This is a genomic window from Lutibacter sp., assembly GCF_040883305.1.
Lineage (GTDB): Bacteria > Bacteroidota > Bacteroidia > Flavobacteriales > Flavobacteriaceae > Lutibacter.
Genome location: NZ_JBFLKT010000333.1, coordinates 1 through 16,818 on the forward strand (window position 1 = coordinate 1; position 16,818 = coordinate 16,818).

A 16,818-nucleotide genomic window follows, 5' to 3' on the forward strand; every position below is an offset into this window, starting at 1 on the left:
AACTTATATTAAAAGAACTTGAACAGTTAAGAAATGAATTGCTTGAAATGAAAATTCCTGTTTTACAAACTGTTTAAAAGATACTTTAACATTTTAAAATATTAGCGCAACATTTCTAAATTTAGAAATGTTGCGTTTTTAGTTTAATCATTTATCAGGTACACAATTTATAAACTTTGTATAAACCTTAAAAATTACGTACCTTTGTGGCTTATGATAAATCTTATTAAAGAAAAAAATCAACGAGTTTTCACTTTTAATTTTTTAGTTTTTCGAAATCAATCGGAAAAGTTTATTCCTCCTGCATACTAAATTTTCTGCTAATTTATTTTAGCAAAAACACCTAATTATACTCGACTAAATAGTCGAATCCTTTCAAAAATTATTTTAATCTATGAATATCATCTATTTGGTATTCAAAAATTATATTAAACAAAAATCATGAAATTACTTTATATAAAAAGAACAAGAAAAACAGAAAATAGATTTTCACCTAATATGGGTAGGCTGATTACAAAAGTTACCTACATTAAAAAATATTTTATAGGATTACCCTTAAAAACGCTACACAAATACAGAGAAACGTACTACGGAGAAATTAAAGATTGTGAAGATTGTAATTTATTTATTTAAAAAGTTTTAAATAAAGTGTTTAATTTTTAGTGTATTGATGAGCCTGCCTTTTGCTTATTAAGAGCCACAATGAAAATCTTCTAATGTCTTATTTTCAAGTATTTTTAAAGTACTATCTCTAACTTCTACCATAAGTCTGTTTAAACTGCATTGGTCTTCGTTTGTACAATCATCACACTTTTCATAATAATTTAGACTAACACAAGGAAGCATTGCAATTGGACCTTCTAATATTCTAATGATTGTTGAAATTTTAATTTCATTTGGCTTTTTTAATAAATAATAGCCACCACCTTTACCTTTTTTTGAAGCTAAAATCCCATTTTTTTTAAGTGTCAATAAAATACTTTCTAAAAATTTTTTAGATATACTCTCAGATTCAGAGATGTCAGAAATTAAAACTGGCACATTAATCTCTTGTTCTGCAAGGTAGCTTAACGCTTTTAAGCCGTATTTTGTTTTCATTGAAAGCATAACTAAAAGTACAAATTATATATGAATAATTAATTTTTAGGAAGGAAAACTTCTGCCAACATACAACGAGCACTTCCGCCACCACAAGCTTCAATAGTATCTAAAGAACTATGTAAAATTTTACAGTATTTCTCTATTTTATCAATCTGATTTTTAGTAAGACTCTTGAAAGCAGCACTTGACATTATCAAAAACTTTTCATTATTACCCCCAAGAACTTGCAACATATTTCCAGCAAAATTATTAACCTGTGCTTCTGTAATTGTAATTACTTCCTTACCATCTTCTTTTAAATGTTTAAGTACATTTTTTCGTTCTTTTTTATCGTCTATACTCTCTAAACAAATAATTGCAAATGATTCTGCTAAGGCCATCATTACATTTGTATGATAAATAGGAAAGCGTTTTCCATCTACAGTTTGATTGGCAACAAAAGGAACTGGTGTATATTCAAAATCTTCACAAAACTCAATAAACAAATCTTCGTCTGCTCTTGGTGACAATGCGCAATATGCTTTTTTATTTACACGATCTAATAATAAACTTCCGGTACCTTCTAAATAAACTTCTTCCTCTTCAGCAGAAGTATAATCTATAATATCATTTATTACAAAACCTTTTTCTTCAAGTATGTCAAAAATATCTTCCCTTCTTTCTAAGCGTCTATTTTCTGCAAACATAGGATAAATTGCAATATCTCCATTTTGATGAAATGAAATCCAATTGTTTGGGAAAATTGAATCTGGAGTATCTTTTTCCCTTCTATCACTAACAACAATAACATTTATTCCAACAGCTCTCAATTTGGCTACAAACGCCTCAAATTCTTGCAGTGCTTTAAATTGTACGGTTTCTGGAGTTACATTTTCAAGTACTTTTTGATAGTAATTATTAACGGCAGTTTGTTCATTCATTCTAAATGAAACTGGTCGAATCATTAAAACTGAGTTTGTAATTTGTCTCATTCTTTTAGGCTCTTATTAATGGCATTGTTGAACATCTTAACAATCCTTCTTGTTTTGCTATTTCAGCATAAGGAACTTCTTCAACTGTAAAACCTTGTTCACGCAACCACGTATTTAATCTTATAAAATTCTTTTCAGAAACAATTACATCATTTGAAATTGAAAAAACATTTGAAAACATTTGATACATTTCATCCGCTGAAATATGAAATAGATTTTCTTTTCCAAATAACTTAACTAAAAAATTATAATCTTCCTCATTTCTAAATCCTTCTTTATGAATAATTGCTTTGTCTTTTCCAACTGGTTGAAAACAACAATCTAAATGCAGTGCGTTTTTTTTTGCATTTGTGTTAGATTTTACTAAATCAAACTCTTTTACAATTTTATTAGGAAATAATTCTTTAATAAAATTAACACCCTTCATATTTGTTCTGGCAGTAATTATGTCTGAATAATCTTCACCTTTATAAGTTCCGATAAAAATATAATTCTTCCAAAGCATAACATCTCCACCTTCAAAATGTACATCGTCTGAAGTAGCAATAATATTTTCTGGTTCAATTTTATCTAAAATATATTGAATTGCTTCAATTTCTTTCTCTCTATCTGGTAAAATATTCGATTTAATTAACTTATCTTCTATAACAAAGGCAATATCTCTTGAAAAGATTTGATTGTAATTTTCAATCACTTTTGGACGATATACTTTTATATTATATTTTTCAAAAATTATATTTAAAGCTTCCATTTCTGCAATCATGTCCTTCTCTAAAGGATACGTTCCTGCTTTTATGTGTTCTACAGATTTTGGGTCGTAAGCATCTTCAATTTTTGGAATTGGACCACAAGACTCAGCTGTTCCTAATATAACGGCTTTTAGACGAGAAGTCTCATCATGAACATTCAATTTTATCATATTCAAAATTTTTTGCTGTAAAAATAAGAAAACCTCATAATTAATATGAGGTTTTCTTACTATTTTAAATAAAATATATTTTATCTTTTATCAATACCTACATAAGATCTTTCAGTAGCTCCAACATAAAGTTGTCTTGGTCTACTAATTGGCTCTTTATTTAATCTCATTTCTTTCCATTGCGCTATCCAACCTGGTAAACGGCCTAACGCAAACATTGCTGTAAACATAGGAACAGGAATACCCAGTGCTCTGTAAATAATACCTGAGTAAAAATCAACGTTTGGATATAAATTACGAGATTTAAAATATTCGTCACTCAAAGCAACTTGTGCTAAACCTCTAGCAATATCCAATACAGGATCATCAATTCCTAAATCATTTAAAACTTCCTCTGCAGCTACTTTTATAATATTTGCTCTAGGATCAAAGTTTTTATAAACTCTATGCCCAAATCCCATTAAACGAAATGGATCGTCCTTATCTTTTGCTTTTGCAATATACTTTTGATAATCTCCTCCATCTGCTTTAATATCTTCTAGCATTTCTATTACAGCTTGGTTTGCACCACCGTGCAAAGGTCCCCAAAGAGCAGAAATACCAGCTGAGATTGACGCAAATAAACCAGCGTGTGATGACCCTACAACTCTCACAGTTGAAGTTGAGCAGTTTTGTTCATGATCTGCGTGTAAAATAAGTAATTTATCAATTGCATCTAAAACAACTGGGTTCATTACAAATTTTTCATTTGGTAATTCAAACATCATTTTTATGAAGTTTTCAACATAACCTAAAGAATTATCACCATAAGCCAGCGGTAAACCTTCTTCTTTTCTATATGCCCAAGCAACCAAAACCGGGAATTTTCCTAATATTTTACAAATAGCGTTGTACATATCTTTTTCAGAACGTACATCAACACTTTTAGGGTTAAAAGCAGTAAGAGCACTAGTTAATGCAGACAACACACCCATTGGATGTGCAGATTTTGGAAATCCATCTAAAATTTTCTTAACATCTTCGTCTACTAAAGATTTCTTTTGAATGTCTCTATGAAATTGTTGTTTTTCCTTTTTTGAAGGAAGTTCACCAAATATTAATAAGTAAATTACTTCTAAAAAGTCAGATTTATCTGCTAATTCTTCAATAGAATAACCACGATAACGTAAAATTCCTTTTTCCCCATCTAAAAATGTTACAGCACTCTTACAAGAGCTTGTATTTTTAAAACCTGGATCAAGTGTTGTAATTCCACTTGTAACACCTCTCAATTTACTTATATCAATAGTTATTTCATTTTCAGTCCCTTTTAAAACTGGAAATTCATATCTTTTACCATCTATTTCTAAAACTGCGATATCTGACATCTTTTTTATTATAATTTTTTATTAATACTCCGAATTTTTTACCCTTTAGCGAATTTAATGATTTTTCAACTATTGTAAAAGAATTTTGAATAATGTTTTGTCAATAATGTATATATTGTTACATAAACAAAAAAAGCTGGGTTTTTACCCAGCTTTTTATAATAAAAGTTACTTTTTAATTAAAGAACTTTAAAAGCATTTGCTTGTGGATAATAAGCAACACTTCCCAATTCTTCTTCAATTCTTAATAATTGATTGTATTTCGCCATTCTATCTGAACGAGATGCCGAACCAGTTTTAATTTGACCACAATTTAAAGCTACCGCTAAATCTGCAATGGTTGTATCTTCAGTTTCACCAGAACGGTGAGACATTACAGAAGTATAACCTGCATTATGTGCCATATTTACAGCTGCAATCGTTTCAGTTAAAGTTCCAATTTGGTTTACTTTAATTAAAATTGAATTAGCAATACCGTTTTCAATACCTTTTGCTAAACGCTCTACGTTTGTAACAAATAAATCATCACCAACCAGTTGTACTTTATCTCCAATTAATTCAGTAAGATATTTAGTTCCATCCCAGTCATTTTCATCCATACCATCTTCAATAGAGATAATTGGATATTTAGAAGCCAATTCAGCTAAATATTCAGCTTGTTCTTTTGAAGTTCTAATTACACCTTTGTCTCCTTCGAATTTAGTATAATCGTATTTTCCATCAACAAAAAATTCTGCTGCTGCACAATCCAATGCTAATTTAACTTCGGTTCCCGGTTTGTAACCTGCATTTTCAATTGCTTTTAATACAGTTTCAATAGCGTCTTCGGTTCCATCAAAAGTTGGAGCAAAACCTCCTTCATCACCAACAGCAGTACTTAAACCTCGTCCGTGAATTAAAGCTTTTAAGTTATGGAAAATTTCAGATCCCATTTTAATTGCTTCGGTAAAGTTTTTAGCAGCAATTGGCATAATCATAAACTCTTGAAATGCAATTGGAGCATCTGAGTGAGATCCACCGTTAATAATATTCATCATTGGAACAGGCAATGTGTTTGCGCTAACTCCACCAACATAACGATATAATGGCATTTCTAATTCGTTAGCTGCAGCTTTTGCAACTGCTAAAGAAACACCTAAAATAGCGTTTGCACCTAATTTAGCTTTATTTTTTGTTCCATCTAATTCAATCATCATTTGATCGATATAGTTTTGCTCAAATACAGAAGTTCCTAAAAGTTCTTCAGCAATAATTTCATTTACATTTTTTACAGCTTTAAGAACTCCTTTCCCCATATAATCTTTTCCGCCATCTCTTAATTCCACTGCTTCATGTTCTCCTGTTGAAGCTCCTGATGGAACTGCTGCTCTACCTAAAACACCATTTTCTGTTACTACATCAACTTCTACAGTTGGATTTCCTCTTGAATCAAATATTTGACGCGCATGAACACTTAAAATTATACTCATTTTTCTATTTTTTTATTAAATTATTTTCTACTTCAAATTTACGAAATAAAGCCCAATTTATATATTATTTTGGAACCTTTTATACGATAACGTTTTCGTTTTAGGATTCGTAAAAAAGCCACTAACTTGTTTAATTAGTGGCTTTTATAAATTATTGCATACTTGCTTTTATGTTTTCAATAAATTGATCAAATAGATACGATGAATCATGCGGTCCAGGACTTGCTTCAGGATGATATTGAACAGAAAAACAGTTTTTATTTTTCATTCTCATTCCTGCCAAAGTATTGTCGTTTAAATGTACATGAGTAATTTCAAAATCTTGATGCTTCTCTACAGCCTCTTTACTTACAACAAATCCGTGATTTTGTGAAGTTATTTCACCTTTTCCAGTAATCATGTTTTTTACTGGATGATTAATACCTCTATGTCCATTATGCATTTTGTAAATTTCAATGCCATTTGCCAAAGCAATAACTTGATGCCCTAAACAAATACCAAATAAAGGTAGATTTTGCTTTATAATTTCCTTTGCTACTTCTTGAGCTTCCTTTAAAGGAGTTGGATCACCAGGTCCGTTTGATAAAAAGTAACCATCTGGGTTAAATGCCTCCATTTCTTTAAAAGTAGCATTGTAAGGAAACACTTTTATATAACATCCTCTTTTAGCTAAATTGCGTAAAATATTCTTTTTAATACCAATATCCAAGGCTGAAATTTTAAAAGGTGCATTTTCATCTCCATAAAAATATGGGTCTTTTGTAGAAACTTCAGACGCAAGTTCTAAACCTTTCATATCTGGAACTGCAATTAATTGCTGTTTTAGAGATTCAATATCTAAATTAGTTGAAATAACTGCATTCATAGCTCCTTTGTCTCTTATATAACTAACAACTGCACGAGTATCAATATCAGAAATTGCCATTACATTCTCTTTTTCAAAATAATTTTCTAATGAGTCTTGAGCATTAACTCTAGAGTAATTAAAGCTAAAATTTTTACAAACCAACCCAGAAATTTTAATAGAATCCGATTCTACTTCATCTACATTAATACCATAATTCCCAATATGGGCATTGGTTGTTAACATTAACTGCCCAAAATAAGATGGATCTGTAAATACTTCTTGATAACCTGTCATTCCCGTATTATAACAAATTTCTCCAAAAGCAGTTCCGTCTATTCCTATGGATTTTCCTTCAAAGATGGTTCCGTCAGCTAATAATAAAATAGCTTTTTTTTGTTGTTTGTATTTCATCTGTTAAATAATTTCTAGTTAGTTTTTAAATTACTGATGCTTTTTTAATCTTTATTATTATTTTGAAAAATTTAACTTATAAGTTAATGGTAATTATTAATTACTCCGCAATAAACTAAATAATCTTACCAAAATTAAAATTTTTATTTAAAAAAAAGGATAAACTATAAATAGCTTATCCTTTTTTATTTTATTAATCAATGTTATTCATTAATTATCTTTTTTAATTTCTTCTGTTGTTTCAACAGTTTCAACAACTGCATCTTCAGCTTTTTTTGTTCTACCTCTACGAGTAGATTTCTTTTTAGCCTTAGCATTAGGATTATAAGTAGTATTATAATCAACTAGTTCTACCATTGCCATAGGAGCATTATCTCCCTGACGGTTTCCTAGTTTTATAATACGCACATATCCTCCTGGTCTATCTGCAACTTTTACTGAAACTTCTTTAAACAATTCTGTTACAGCAAATTTACTTCTTAAATAACTGAACACAACTCTACGGTTATGTGTAGTATCTTCTTTAGATTTTGTAATTAAAGGCTCTACAAATTGTCTTAAAGCTTTAGCTTTAGCAACTGTAGTATTAATACGCTTGTGTTCAATTAAAGAACAAGCCATATTAGCAAACATTGCCTTTCTATGTGCTGTTTGTCTTCCTAAGTGGTTAAATTTCTTTCCGTGTCTCATCTCTATATCTTATCTTAATTAAAACCTGAGTTTTAAATTAATCTTTGTCTAATTTATATTTACTTAAATCCATTCCAAAACTTAGACCTTTATTATGAACTAACTCGTCCAATTCTGTCAAAGATTTTTTTCCGAAATTACGGAACTTCATTAAATCGTTTTTATTAAATGATACCAAATCACCTAATGTGTCAACTTCAGCAGCTTTTAAACAATTTAATGCTCTTACAGATAAATCCATATCCACTAATTTTGTTTTTAGTAATTGACGCATATGTAAAGATTCTTCATCATATGTTTCAGTTTGTGCTATTTCATCAGCCTCTAAAGTAATGCGCTCATCAGAGAACAGCATAAAGTGGTGAATTAATATTTTAGCGGCTTCAGTTAAAGCATCTTTCGGTGCAATAGATCCATCTGTTGTAATATCAAAAACTAACTTTTCGTAATCAGTTTTTTGTTCTACACGAAAGTTTTCAACAGCATATTTTACATTAATAATAGGTGTAAAAATTGAGTCTGTGAAAATAGTTCCTAATGCAACTCCAGATTTTTTATTTTCTTCGGCTGGCACAAAACCTCTTCCTTTTTCTATTGTAATTTCAAAATCTAATGAGACAGATTTCTCCATATTACAAATTACTAGATCGTGATTTAACACTTGAAAACCTGAAATATACTTTTGTAAATCTCCAGCAGTTAATTGCTCTTGATTAGAGATAGAAATATTAACAGTTTCTCTGTCAGAATCTTCTATTTGTTTCTTAAAACGAACTTGTTTTAAGTTTAAAATAATTTCGGTTACATCTTCTACAACACCTTTAATGGTAGAAAATTCGTGTTCAATACCTTCAATACGAAGTGATGTTATTGCAAAACCTTCTAACGAAGATAAAAGCACTCTTCTTAAAGCATTTCCAACAGTTAAACCAAAACCTGGTTCTAACGGTCTAAACTCAAATCTACCACTAAAATCGGTAGAATCAATCATTATTACTTTATCGGGCTTTTGAAAATTTAAAATTGCCATAATTGAATTGGTATCTTTAAAATTATTTAGAGTATAACTCTACTATTAATTGTTCCTTAATGTTTTCTGGAATTTGAATTCTTTCAGGTACACTTACAAAGTTTCCTTGCTTTGTATCTGAATTCCAGGTAAGCCATTCGTAAACATCATTTCTGTTCGCTAAAGAATCTTCAATAGTAACTAATGATTTTGATTTTTCTCTTACAGCTACAACGTCTCCAGCTTTTAAAGAGAATGAAGGAATGCTAACTAGTTCACCATTTACCGTAATATGACGGTGAGAAACTAATTGACGTGCACCACTACGACTAGGAGCAATACCTAATCTGTATACTACATTGTCTAAACGAGATTCGCAAAGTTGCAATAAAATTTCACCTGTAACTCCTGTAGAAGCTGAGGCTTTTTTAAACAAGTTAGAGAATTGTTTTTCTAATATACCATAAGTATATTTCGCTTTTTGCTTTTCAGCTAATTGGATAGCGTATTCAGATTTTTTTCCTCTACGTCTATTGTTTCCGTGTTGTCCTGGAGGATAATTTCTTTTTTCAAAAGATTTATCTTCTCCAAAGATTGCTTCGCCAAATTTACGAGCAATTTTAGTTTTTGGTCCTGTATATCTTGCCATTTCTTTTTGTTAATGATAGGGATCATGAATTAAGGCTAATCCTTCGATAATCTAATTCCTATCTGTTAAAATTTAAATTTATTATACTCTTCTTCTCTTTGGAGGTCTACAACCATTATGTGGTAATGGAGTAACGTCGATAATTTCTGAAACTTCAATTCCTAAATTGTGAATTGATCTGATTGCAGATTCTCTTCCGTTACCTGGTCCTTTCACATACACTTTTACTTTTCTCATACCTGCTTCATGTGCAACACGTGCACAATCTTCTGCAGCTAATTGAGCAGCATAAGGTGTGTTCTTTTTAGAACCTCTAAATCCCATTTTCCCAGCTGATGACCAAGAAATTACATCACCTCTTTTATTCGTAAGTGAAATAATAATATTGTTAAATGAAGCTGTAATGTGTGCTTCACCTACAGTTTCAACAATAACTTTACGTTTTTTTGAACTTGCTTTCGCCATATTTTTTAGTTTTAGTTGTTAGTTCTTAGTTTTTAGAATCCTAAACATTTCTATTTCGAACAGATTCATCTAACTTCTAATTACTACTTTCTAACGCCTATTATTATTTAGTTGCTTTTTTCTTATTTGCTACAGTTTTACGCTTACCTTTTCTAGTTCTAGAATTATTCTTAGTTCTTTGACCTCTTAATGGTAAACCTGATCTGTGACGAATACCTCTGTAACATCCAATATCCATTAATCGCTTAATGCTCAATTGAATTTCAGAACGTAATTCACCTTCTATAGTTAAAGTACCAACAGCTTCACGAATATCGTGTATCTGTTCATCAGTCCAATCTTGAACTTTTATACTTTCATCTACTTTTGCTGTAGCTAAAATTTCTTTAGCTTTGCTTTTTCCAATTCCAAAAATATATGTTAACGCAATAACACCTCTTTTATTTTTAGGAATATCAATACCTGCTATTCTTGCCATAATTATCCTTGTCTTTGTTTAAATCTAGGATTCTTTTTGTTGATTACATATAATCTGCCTTTTCTACGCACAATCTTGCACTCGGCACTTCTCTTTTTTACTGAAGCTCTAACTTTCATCCGTTTATACTTTAATATCTGTAAGTAATTCTTGCTTTTGTTAAATCATAAGGGCTCATTTCTAACTTCACTTTATCTCCAGGTAATAATTTTATATAATGCATACGCATTTTTCCTGAAATATGAGCGGTTACAATATGTCCATTTTCCAACTCTACACGAAACATTGCATTAGACAATGCTTCTGTAATTGTTCCGTCTTGTTGTATTGCCGGTTGCTTTGCCATTATGTTACTGATTTTCTTTTAGTTCCTTTCTTCATTAAACCATCATAATGACGATTTAATAAATGTGAATTAATTTGCTGAATAGTGTCTATTGCAACTCCTACCATAATAAGTAGAGATGTTCCACCATAAAATAATGCCCAAGATTGAGTTAATCCAAACTTAACAACAATTGCAGGTAAAATAGCTACAATAGCTAAAAATAATGAACCCGGAAAAGTAATTAAAGATAGCACTCTATCTAACATTTCAGCCGTGTCTTTACCTGGTCTTATTCCTGGAATAAACCCTCCACTTCGTTTTAAATCATCTGCCATTTTATTTGTAGGTATTGTAATTGCAGTATAAAAATAACTAAAAATTATAATTAACGTTGCAAATAATACATTATACCATAGACCAAACATATTTGAAAACTCAATACCAATTGCTTTAACAGTATCATTATTAGATCGCTCTAATAATGCTGGTGCAAACATAATTGCTTGTGCAAATATAATTGGCATTACACCTGATGAATTTAATTTTAAAGGTAAATAGTCTCTTGCTCCAGTTACATTTTTAATGTTCCCAGCTACAGTTTTTCTAGCATATTGAACAGCAATTCTACGAACTGCAGTAACTAAATAAACACAAACCATAATAACCAAGAACCAAACTATTAGTTCAATCAATATCATAATTGCACCTCCATTTGAAGCTGTAAGTTTAGATACTGCTTCTTGCATAAAAGATTCAGGGAAACGGGCTATAATACCAATCATAATTAATAATGAAATACCATTACCAATACCTTTATCTGTTATTTTTTCACCTAACCACATCGCAAATACCGTTCCCGAAGTTAAAATTACCATTGAAGTCAACCAAAACATACTTCCACTTATATAAAAAGCCGAAGATGGTATTAATTGATAAATATTAGTAATATAAGCAGGTCCCTGTACCATTGTAATGGCAATAGTTAACCAACGTGTAATCTGATTGATTTTTTTTCTTCCACTCTCACCATCTTTTTGAAGTTTCTGTAAATAAGGAACCGCAATTCCCATTAGCTGAACAACAATAGATGCTGATATATAAGGCATAATTCCCAAAGCAACAATAGATGCTTGTGCAAATGCACCTCCTGTAAACATATCAAGTAATCCTAAAATTCCTCCACCACTTGTTTGATTTGCTAATGCAGCCTGTGCAACAGTAATATCAATACCTGGAAGTGGAACTTGAGCAGCAAAACGATAGATAGCCATAAATCCAAGTGTTAAAAGAATCTTATTTCTAAGTTCTTCTATAGTCCAAATGTCTCTAATGGTTTGAATAAATTTTTTCATCTATATTTTATTATAACGTTTCAGCTGTACCTCCAGCACTTTCAATTGCAGCTTTTGCAGTTGCCGTAAATTTATGAACAGTTATGTTTAATTTAGCTTTTAATTCACCGTTTCCTAATATTTTAACTAGGTCATTCTTTCCAGCTAATCTATTCTCAATTAAAATGTCTAATGTAACCGTATCTTTAATTTTACCATTATCAACTAACTCTTGAAGTTTATGCAAATTAATACCTGCATATTCTTTACGGTTAATATTAGTAAAACCAAATTTAGGTACACGTCTTTGTAAAGGCATTTGACCACCTTCAAAACCAACTTTTCTAGAATATCCAGAACGAGATTTAGCTCCTTTATGACCTCTTGTTGCTGTTCCTCCCTTTCCAGAACCCTGTCCTCTACCAATTCTTTTGCTTTGATTTTTAACAGATCCTGCAGCAGGTTTTAAGTTATTTAATGTCATCTTTTTATAAAATGTTATTTAACTTCTTCAACAGAAATTAAGTGTTTAACTGTATTTACCATTCCAAGGATTGCTGGAGTAGCCTCATGTTCAACTACTTGGTCAATCTTACGTAAACCTAGCGCCTCTAAAGTCAATTTTTGATTTTTAGGACGTCTAATTTTACTTCTAACTTGTGTTACTCTAATTTTTGCCATCGTACTCCTTGTTTTATCCTTTAAATACTTTTTCTAAAGAAATTCCTCTTTCTTTTGCAATCATACTAGCACTACGCAATTGTAATAAAGCATCAAATGTAGCTTTTACAACATTATGTGGATTTGACGATCCTTGAGATTTTGAAAGTACATCGTGTACACCAACAGAATCTAATACCGCTCTTACTGCACCACCTGCAATAACCCCTGTACCATGTGAAGCTGGTTTTAAAAATACTTTTGCTCCGCCAAATTTACCTTTTTGTTCGTGAGGTAATGTTTGTTTAATAATTGGAATTCTTACCAAATTTTTCTTTGCATCCTCTATTGCTTTCGCAATTGCAGAAGCAACATCTTTAGACTTTCCTAACCCTTGTCCAACTACACCATTTCCATCTCCAACTACAACAATAGCTGAAAATCCAAATGCTCTACCCCCTTTTGTTACTTTAGTAACTCTTTGTACACCCACTAGGTGATCTTGAAGTTCTAACCCGCTAGGTTTTACTCTTTCTACGTTTTTGTATTTATGATACATAATTTACTAAAATTTTAAACCTGCTTCTCTTGCAGCGTCTGCTAGAGCCTTCACTCTACCGTGATACAAAAATCCATTTCTATCAAATGCAACAGCTTCTATACCAGCTTTTGTTGCTTTTTCAGCGATAGCTTTACCTACCACTTTTGCAACTTCTAACTTTGAACCTGACGCTTCTATTTCTTTATCTCTTGATGATACAGATACTAATGTTGTCCCTGCGTTGTCATCAACTAATTGAGCATAAATTTCTTTGTTACTTCTAAAAACAGATAACCTAGGTTTGGTTTCAGTACCTGTAACAATTTTTCTAATTCTATGCTTAATTCTTATTCTTCTTTCAAGCTTTGATAATGCCATAATATCTTAATTATTATGCAGATTTACCTGCTTTTCTTCTTAATATTTCTCCTACAAATTTCACTCCTTTTCCTTTGTATGGTTCTGGTTTACGCATAGAACGAATCTTTGCGGCAACAGCTCCTACAAGTTGTTTATCAAAAGAAGTTAATTTTACGATCGGGTTTTTCCCTTTTTCTGAAATTGTTTCAACTTTTACTTCAGGAGCCACATCAATTACAATATTGTGTGAAAAACCTAAAGCTAAATCCAAAACTTGTCCTTGGTTGCTAGCTCTATAACCAACACCAACAAGTTCTAATTCTTTAGACCATCCTTTTGAAACACCTTCTATCATATTATTTAATAAAGATCTGTACAAACCATGTTTTGCTTTATGGCTTTTACTATCTGAAGGACGCTCAACTATAATTGAACCTTCTTCAACTTTAACAGTAATATCATCTTTAATTTCTTGCGTTAACGCACCCAACTTACCTTTAATAGTAACTACATTTTTATTTATATCTAATGTAACACCTTCTGGTAATGCAATTGGGTTATTTCCTATTCTTGACATCTTTGTTTAGTTCTTTATTAATATACGTAACATAAAACTTCTCCACCAACATGTTCTGTACGGGCTTGCTTATTAGTCATAACACCTTTAGAGGTAGAAACTATAGCAATACCTAATCCGTTTAAAACACGAGGCATTTCATCGGCTCCAACATATTTACGTAAACCTGGTGTACTAATACGTTGTAATTTTTTTATAACAGAAGCTTTTGTAGCTTTATCATATTTTAAGGCAATCTTTATAGTACCCTGAAAACCTTCATCATCAAATTTATAACTTAAAATATAACCTTGATCAAATAAAATCTTTGTTATTTCTTTAGTAATTTTTGAAGCCGGAATTTCAACGACTCTGTGATTTGCCATAATTGCATTTCTAACTCTAGTTAGATAGTCCGCGATTGGATCTGTAATCATAATCTATTAATTTACGGTTTCGGTTTTCCTTGCACTCTGCAACGAACCTAAAACCAATTATTTAAATATTTTACCAGCTAGCTTTTTTAACTCCTGGTATTAAACCTTGGTTTGCCATTTCACGGAATGTTACACGTGAAATACCAAATTGTCTCATGTACCCTTTTGGTCTTCCAGTTAATTTACAACGATTGTGCATACGAACTGGTGACGCATTTTTCGGAAGTTTTTGTAATGCTTCATAATCTCCAGCTTCTTTTAAAGCTTTACGTTTTTCAGCATACTTTGCAACTAACTTTTTTCTCTTAACCTCACGGGCTTTCATTGATTCTTTAGCCATTCCTTAATTCTTTTTAAATGGTAAACCTAATTCACTTAATAATGATTTTGCTTCTTTATCAGTATTGGCAGATGTTACAAATGTAATATCCATACCACTAATTTTGTTTACTTTATCAATATCAATTTCTGGGAAAATGATTTGTTCAGTAATACCTAAATTGTAGTTTCCTCTACCATCAAAACCATTTGCTTTGATTCCGTTAAAATCTCTTACACGAGGTAAAGATGCAGTTACCAATCTGTCTAAAAATTCGTACATTTTAGTACCACGCAAAGTTACTTTTGCACCAATTGGCACACCTTTACGTAATTTAAAAGCTGCAACGTCTTTTTTAGATACAGTTGATATTGCTTTTTGACCAGATATTTTAGTCAATTCATCAACGGCATAATCAATTAATTTCTTATCAGCTACAGCCGCACCAACACCTTTACTAATTACAATTTTTTGTAATTTAGGCACTTGCATAATGTTTTTGTAACTAAATTCTTCAGTAAGAGTTTTCACAACTCTACTATTATACTCTTCTTTAAGTCTTGGTATATAAGCCATAATTAAATTGCTTTATCAGATTTTTTAGAGAACCTAACTTTTTTCTCACCTTCTACTCTATAACCAACTTTTGTAACATTATCTCCTTCAAGTAACATTAAGTTTGAAATATGAATTGAAGCTTCCTTTTTTACAATACCTCCTTGTGGGTTTTGTGCGCTAGGTTTTGAATGTTTAGATATCATATTAACACCTTCAACAATCGCTCTGTTTTTATTTGGAAAAATTGTAACAACTTTTCCTTCTTCTCCTTTATGATCTCCTGCCATTACTCTAACAGTATCTCCTGATTTTATCTTTAATTTCATCTCTTATAATTTATTAAAGCACTTCAGGTGCTAATGATACAATTTTCATAAATTGTTTTTCACGAAGTTCTCTTGCTACAGGACCGAATACACGAGTTCCTTTCATATCTTCAGTATCAGCATTTAACAATACACAAGCATTGTCATCAAAACGAATATAAGATCCGTCTTTTCTTCTGATTTCTTTCTTCGTTCTAACAACCACTGCTTTAGAAACCTGACCTTTTTTAACAGATCCGTTTGGTGTAGCATCTTTAATACTAACAACAATTTTATCTCCAATAGAAGCGTAACGTTTTTTAGTTCCTCCTAAAACTCTTATTACTAAAACTTCTTTAGCTCCAGTATTATCTGCGACTCTTAATCTTGATTCTGTCTGTAACATAATTATTTAGCTCTTTCTAGGATTTCTACTAATCTCCAACGTTTAGATTTACTCATTGGACGTGTTTCCATTATTCTAACAGTATCTCCAATATTGCAATCATTTTTCTCATCGTGTGCTACATATTTTTTAGTACTTAACACGAATTTTCCGTACATAGGGTGCTTCATTTTTTTCACCTCAGCAACAACAATAGATTTCTCCATTTTATTACTTGAAACTACGCCTATTCTCTCTTTTCTAAGATTTCTTTTTTCCATCTTTACTGAATACAATTATTGTAATTCTCTTTTAGTTAATTCTGTAGCAACACGTGCTACAGTTCTTCTAAGTACTCTCAATTGCAGTGGAGTTTCCAACGGCGAAATTGAATGAGCCATTTTAAGATCTGTATAACTTTTCTTTAAGCTCCCAAGCTTTTCTTGTAACTCTTCTGTTGATAATTCTATAATTTCAGATTGTTTCATTTTCTTTATCGGTTATAAAGCGTTATCAAAATCTCTAGCTACTACAAACTTCGTTTTTACAGGAAGTTTTTGTGCTGCTAAACGTAAAGCTTCTTTTGCAACATCTGCTGGTACACCACCTACTTCGAACATAATTCTTCCAGGTTTAACTACGGCTACAAAATATTCTGGAGC

At 31.1% G+C, this 16,818-nt stretch carries 28 protein-coding genes; 1 reads left to right on the plus strand and 27 read right to left on the minus strand.

Annotated features, from left to right (window positions below; all coding sequences use genetic code 11):
* Positions 1-441: 441 nt before the first annotated feature.
* Complete coding sequence (locus AB1Z17_RS10720) at positions 442-633, plus strand: hypothetical protein (protein ID WP_368051797.1); 192 nt, start codon at positions 442-444, stop codon at positions 631-633.
* Positions 634-690: 57 nt separating this feature from the next.
* Here the strand turns inward: AB1Z17_RS10720 and AB1Z17_RS10725 are convergent, their stop codons facing one another.
* The 27 genes from AB1Z17_RS10725 to AB1Z17_RS10855 form a co-directional block, all read right to left on the minus strand.
* A complete protein-coding gene (locus AB1Z17_RS10725) occupies positions 691-1,107 on the minus strand; it encodes an Rrf2 family transcriptional regulator (RefSeq protein ID WP_368051798.1) in 417 nt (138 codons plus the stop codon).
* A gap of 29 nt (positions 1,108-1,136) precedes the next feature.
* Complete coding sequence (ctlX, locus tag AB1Z17_RS10730) at positions 1,137-2,072, minus strand: citrulline utilization hydrolase CtlX (protein ID WP_368051799.1); 936 nt, start codon at positions 2,070-2,072, stop codon at positions 1,137-1,139.
* A 4-nt stretch (positions 2,073-2,076) separates the two neighbouring features.
* A complete protein-coding gene (locus AB1Z17_RS10735) occupies positions 2,077-2,991 on the minus strand; it encodes a dimethylarginine dimethylaminohydrolase family protein (RefSeq protein WP_368051800.1) in 915 nt (304 codons plus the stop codon).
* A gap of 80 nt (positions 2,992-3,071) precedes the next feature.
* Entirely contained in the window at positions 3,072-4,358 is a 1,287-nt protein-coding gene (locus AB1Z17_RS10740) for a citrate synthase (RefSeq protein ID WP_368051801.1), read from the minus strand.
* A 179-nt stretch (positions 4,359-4,537) separates the two neighbouring features.
* Complete coding sequence (eno, locus tag AB1Z17_RS10745; RefSeq protein WP_368051802.1) at positions 4,538-5,827, minus strand: phosphopyruvate hydratase; 1,290 nt, start codon at positions 5,825-5,827, stop codon at positions 4,538-4,540.
* A gap of 151 nt (positions 5,828-5,978) precedes the next feature.
* Positions 5,979-7,085, minus strand: a complete 1,107-nt coding sequence (gene carA, locus AB1Z17_RS10750) for a glutamine-hydrolyzing carbamoyl-phosphate synthase small subunit (RefSeq protein ID WP_368051803.1) — start codon at positions 7,083-7,085, stop codon at positions 5,979-5,981.
* Positions 7,086-7,295: 210 nt separating this feature from the next.
* On the minus strand, positions 7,296-7,775 hold the full coding sequence (gene rplQ / locus AB1Z17_RS10755; protein WP_368051804.1) for a 50S ribosomal protein L17: 480 nt from the start codon (positions 7,773-7,775) through the stop codon (positions 7,296-7,298).
* A gap of 37 nt (positions 7,776-7,812) precedes the next feature.
* Positions 7,813-8,805, minus strand: a complete 993-nt coding sequence (locus tag AB1Z17_RS10760; protein WP_368051805.1) for a DNA-directed RNA polymerase subunit alpha — start codon at positions 8,803-8,805, stop codon at positions 7,813-7,815.
* Positions 8,806-8,827: 22 nt separating this feature from the next.
* On the minus strand, positions 8,828-9,433 hold the full coding sequence (rpsD, locus tag AB1Z17_RS10765) for a 30S ribosomal protein S4 (RefSeq protein WP_368051806.1): 606 nt from the start codon (positions 9,431-9,433) through the stop codon (positions 8,828-8,830).
* 81 nt (positions 9,434-9,514) lie between these two features.
* The gene (gene rpsK / locus AB1Z17_RS10770) at positions 9,515-9,898 is read right to left on the minus strand and encodes a 30S ribosomal protein S11 (RefSeq protein ID WP_134248819.1); all 384 of its coding nucleotides are present in this window, start codon (positions 9,896-9,898) and stop codon (positions 9,515-9,517) included.
* Positions 9,899-10,001: 103 nt separating this feature from the next.
* Positions 10,002-10,376 carry a 30S ribosomal protein S13 gene (rpsM, locus tag AB1Z17_RS10775; protein ID WP_368051807.1) on the minus strand — a complete coding sequence of 125 codons (375 nt, stop codon included), beginning with the start codon at positions 10,374-10,376 and terminating at the stop codon, positions 10,002-10,004.
* A 2-nt stretch (positions 10,377-10,378) separates the two neighbouring features.
* Positions 10,379-10,495: a type B 50S ribosomal protein L36 gene (ykgO, locus tag AB1Z17_RS10780; RefSeq protein ID WP_073370549.1), complete on the minus strand. Its 117-nt coding sequence runs from the start codon at positions 10,493-10,495 to the stop codon at positions 10,379-10,381.
* 11 nt (positions 10,496-10,506) lie between these two features.
* A complete protein-coding gene (infA, locus tag AB1Z17_RS10785; protein ID WP_068206835.1) occupies positions 10,507-10,722 on the minus strand; it encodes a translation initiation factor IF-1 in 216 nt (71 codons plus the stop codon).
* The gene (gene secY / locus AB1Z17_RS10790) at positions 10,722-12,056 is read right to left on the minus strand and encodes a preprotein translocase subunit SecY (protein ID WP_368051808.1); all 1,335 of its coding nucleotides are present in this window, start codon (positions 12,054-12,056) and stop codon (positions 10,722-10,724) included. The genes infA and secY overlap by 1 nt, the downstream gene beginning before the upstream one ends.
* Positions 12,057-12,066: 10 nt before the next feature.
* Positions 12,067-12,519, minus strand: a complete 453-nt coding sequence (rplO, locus tag AB1Z17_RS10795; RefSeq protein WP_368051809.1) for a 50S ribosomal protein L15 — start codon at positions 12,517-12,519, stop codon at positions 12,067-12,069.
* Positions 12,520-12,533: 14 nt separating this feature from the next.
* Positions 12,534-12,716, minus strand: coding sequence for a 50S ribosomal protein L30 (gene rpmD, locus AB1Z17_RS10800; protein WP_134248815.1), 183 nt, complete (start codon positions 12,714-12,716; stop codon positions 12,534-12,536).
* Positions 12,717-12,729: 13 nt separating this feature from the next.
* On the minus strand, positions 12,730-13,254 hold the full coding sequence (gene rpsE, locus AB1Z17_RS10805) for a 30S ribosomal protein S5 (protein ID WP_134248814.1): 525 nt from the start codon (positions 13,252-13,254) through the stop codon (positions 12,730-12,732).
* A gap of 6 nt (positions 13,255-13,260) precedes the next feature.
* On the minus strand, positions 13,261-13,614 hold the full coding sequence (rplR, locus tag AB1Z17_RS10810) for a 50S ribosomal protein L18 (RefSeq protein ID WP_368051810.1): 354 nt from the start codon (positions 13,612-13,614) through the stop codon (positions 13,261-13,263).
* A 13-nt stretch (positions 13,615-13,627) separates the two neighbouring features.
* A complete protein-coding gene (gene rplF / locus AB1Z17_RS10815) occupies positions 13,628-14,173 on the minus strand; it encodes a 50S ribosomal protein L6 (protein ID WP_368051811.1) in 546 nt (181 codons plus the stop codon).
* 17 nt (positions 14,174-14,190) lie between these two features.
* Positions 14,191-14,589: a 30S ribosomal protein S8 gene (gene rpsH / locus AB1Z17_RS10820; protein ID WP_368051812.1), complete on the minus strand. Its 399-nt coding sequence runs from the start codon at positions 14,587-14,589 to the stop codon at positions 14,191-14,193.
* 70 nt (positions 14,590-14,659) lie between these two features.
* Positions 14,660-14,929, minus strand: a complete 270-nt coding sequence (gene rpsN, locus AB1Z17_RS10825; protein WP_368051813.1) for a 30S ribosomal protein S14 — start codon at positions 14,927-14,929, stop codon at positions 14,660-14,662.
* 3 nt (positions 14,930-14,932) lie between these two features.
* Positions 14,933-15,484: a 50S ribosomal protein L5 gene (gene rplE / locus AB1Z17_RS10830; protein ID WP_368051814.1), complete on the minus strand. Its 552-nt coding sequence runs from the start codon at positions 15,482-15,484 to the stop codon at positions 14,933-14,935.
* A gap of 2 nt (positions 15,485-15,486) precedes the next feature.
* A complete protein-coding gene (rplX, locus tag AB1Z17_RS10835) occupies positions 15,487-15,792 on the minus strand; it encodes a 50S ribosomal protein L24 (RefSeq protein WP_134248808.1) in 306 nt (101 codons plus the stop codon).
* A 13-nt stretch (positions 15,793-15,805) separates the two neighbouring features.
* Complete coding sequence (gene rplN, locus AB1Z17_RS10840) at positions 15,806-16,177, minus strand: 50S ribosomal protein L14 (RefSeq protein ID WP_134248807.1); 372 nt, start codon at positions 16,175-16,177, stop codon at positions 15,806-15,808.
* Between the two features lie 2 nt (positions 16,178-16,179).
* A complete protein-coding gene (rpsQ, locus tag AB1Z17_RS10845; RefSeq protein ID WP_134248806.1) occupies positions 16,180-16,437 on the minus strand; it encodes a 30S ribosomal protein S17 in 258 nt (85 codons plus the stop codon).
* 15 nt (positions 16,438-16,452) lie between these two features.
* A complete protein-coding gene (gene rpmC / locus AB1Z17_RS10850; RefSeq protein ID WP_368051815.1) occupies positions 16,453-16,644 on the minus strand; it encodes a 50S ribosomal protein L29 in 192 nt (63 codons plus the stop codon).
* Between the two features lie 12 nt (positions 16,645-16,656).
* On the minus strand, positions 16,657-16,818 hold a 162-nt coding region (locus tag AB1Z17_RS10855; RefSeq protein ID WP_368051816.1), incomplete at its 5' end, for a 50S ribosomal protein L16.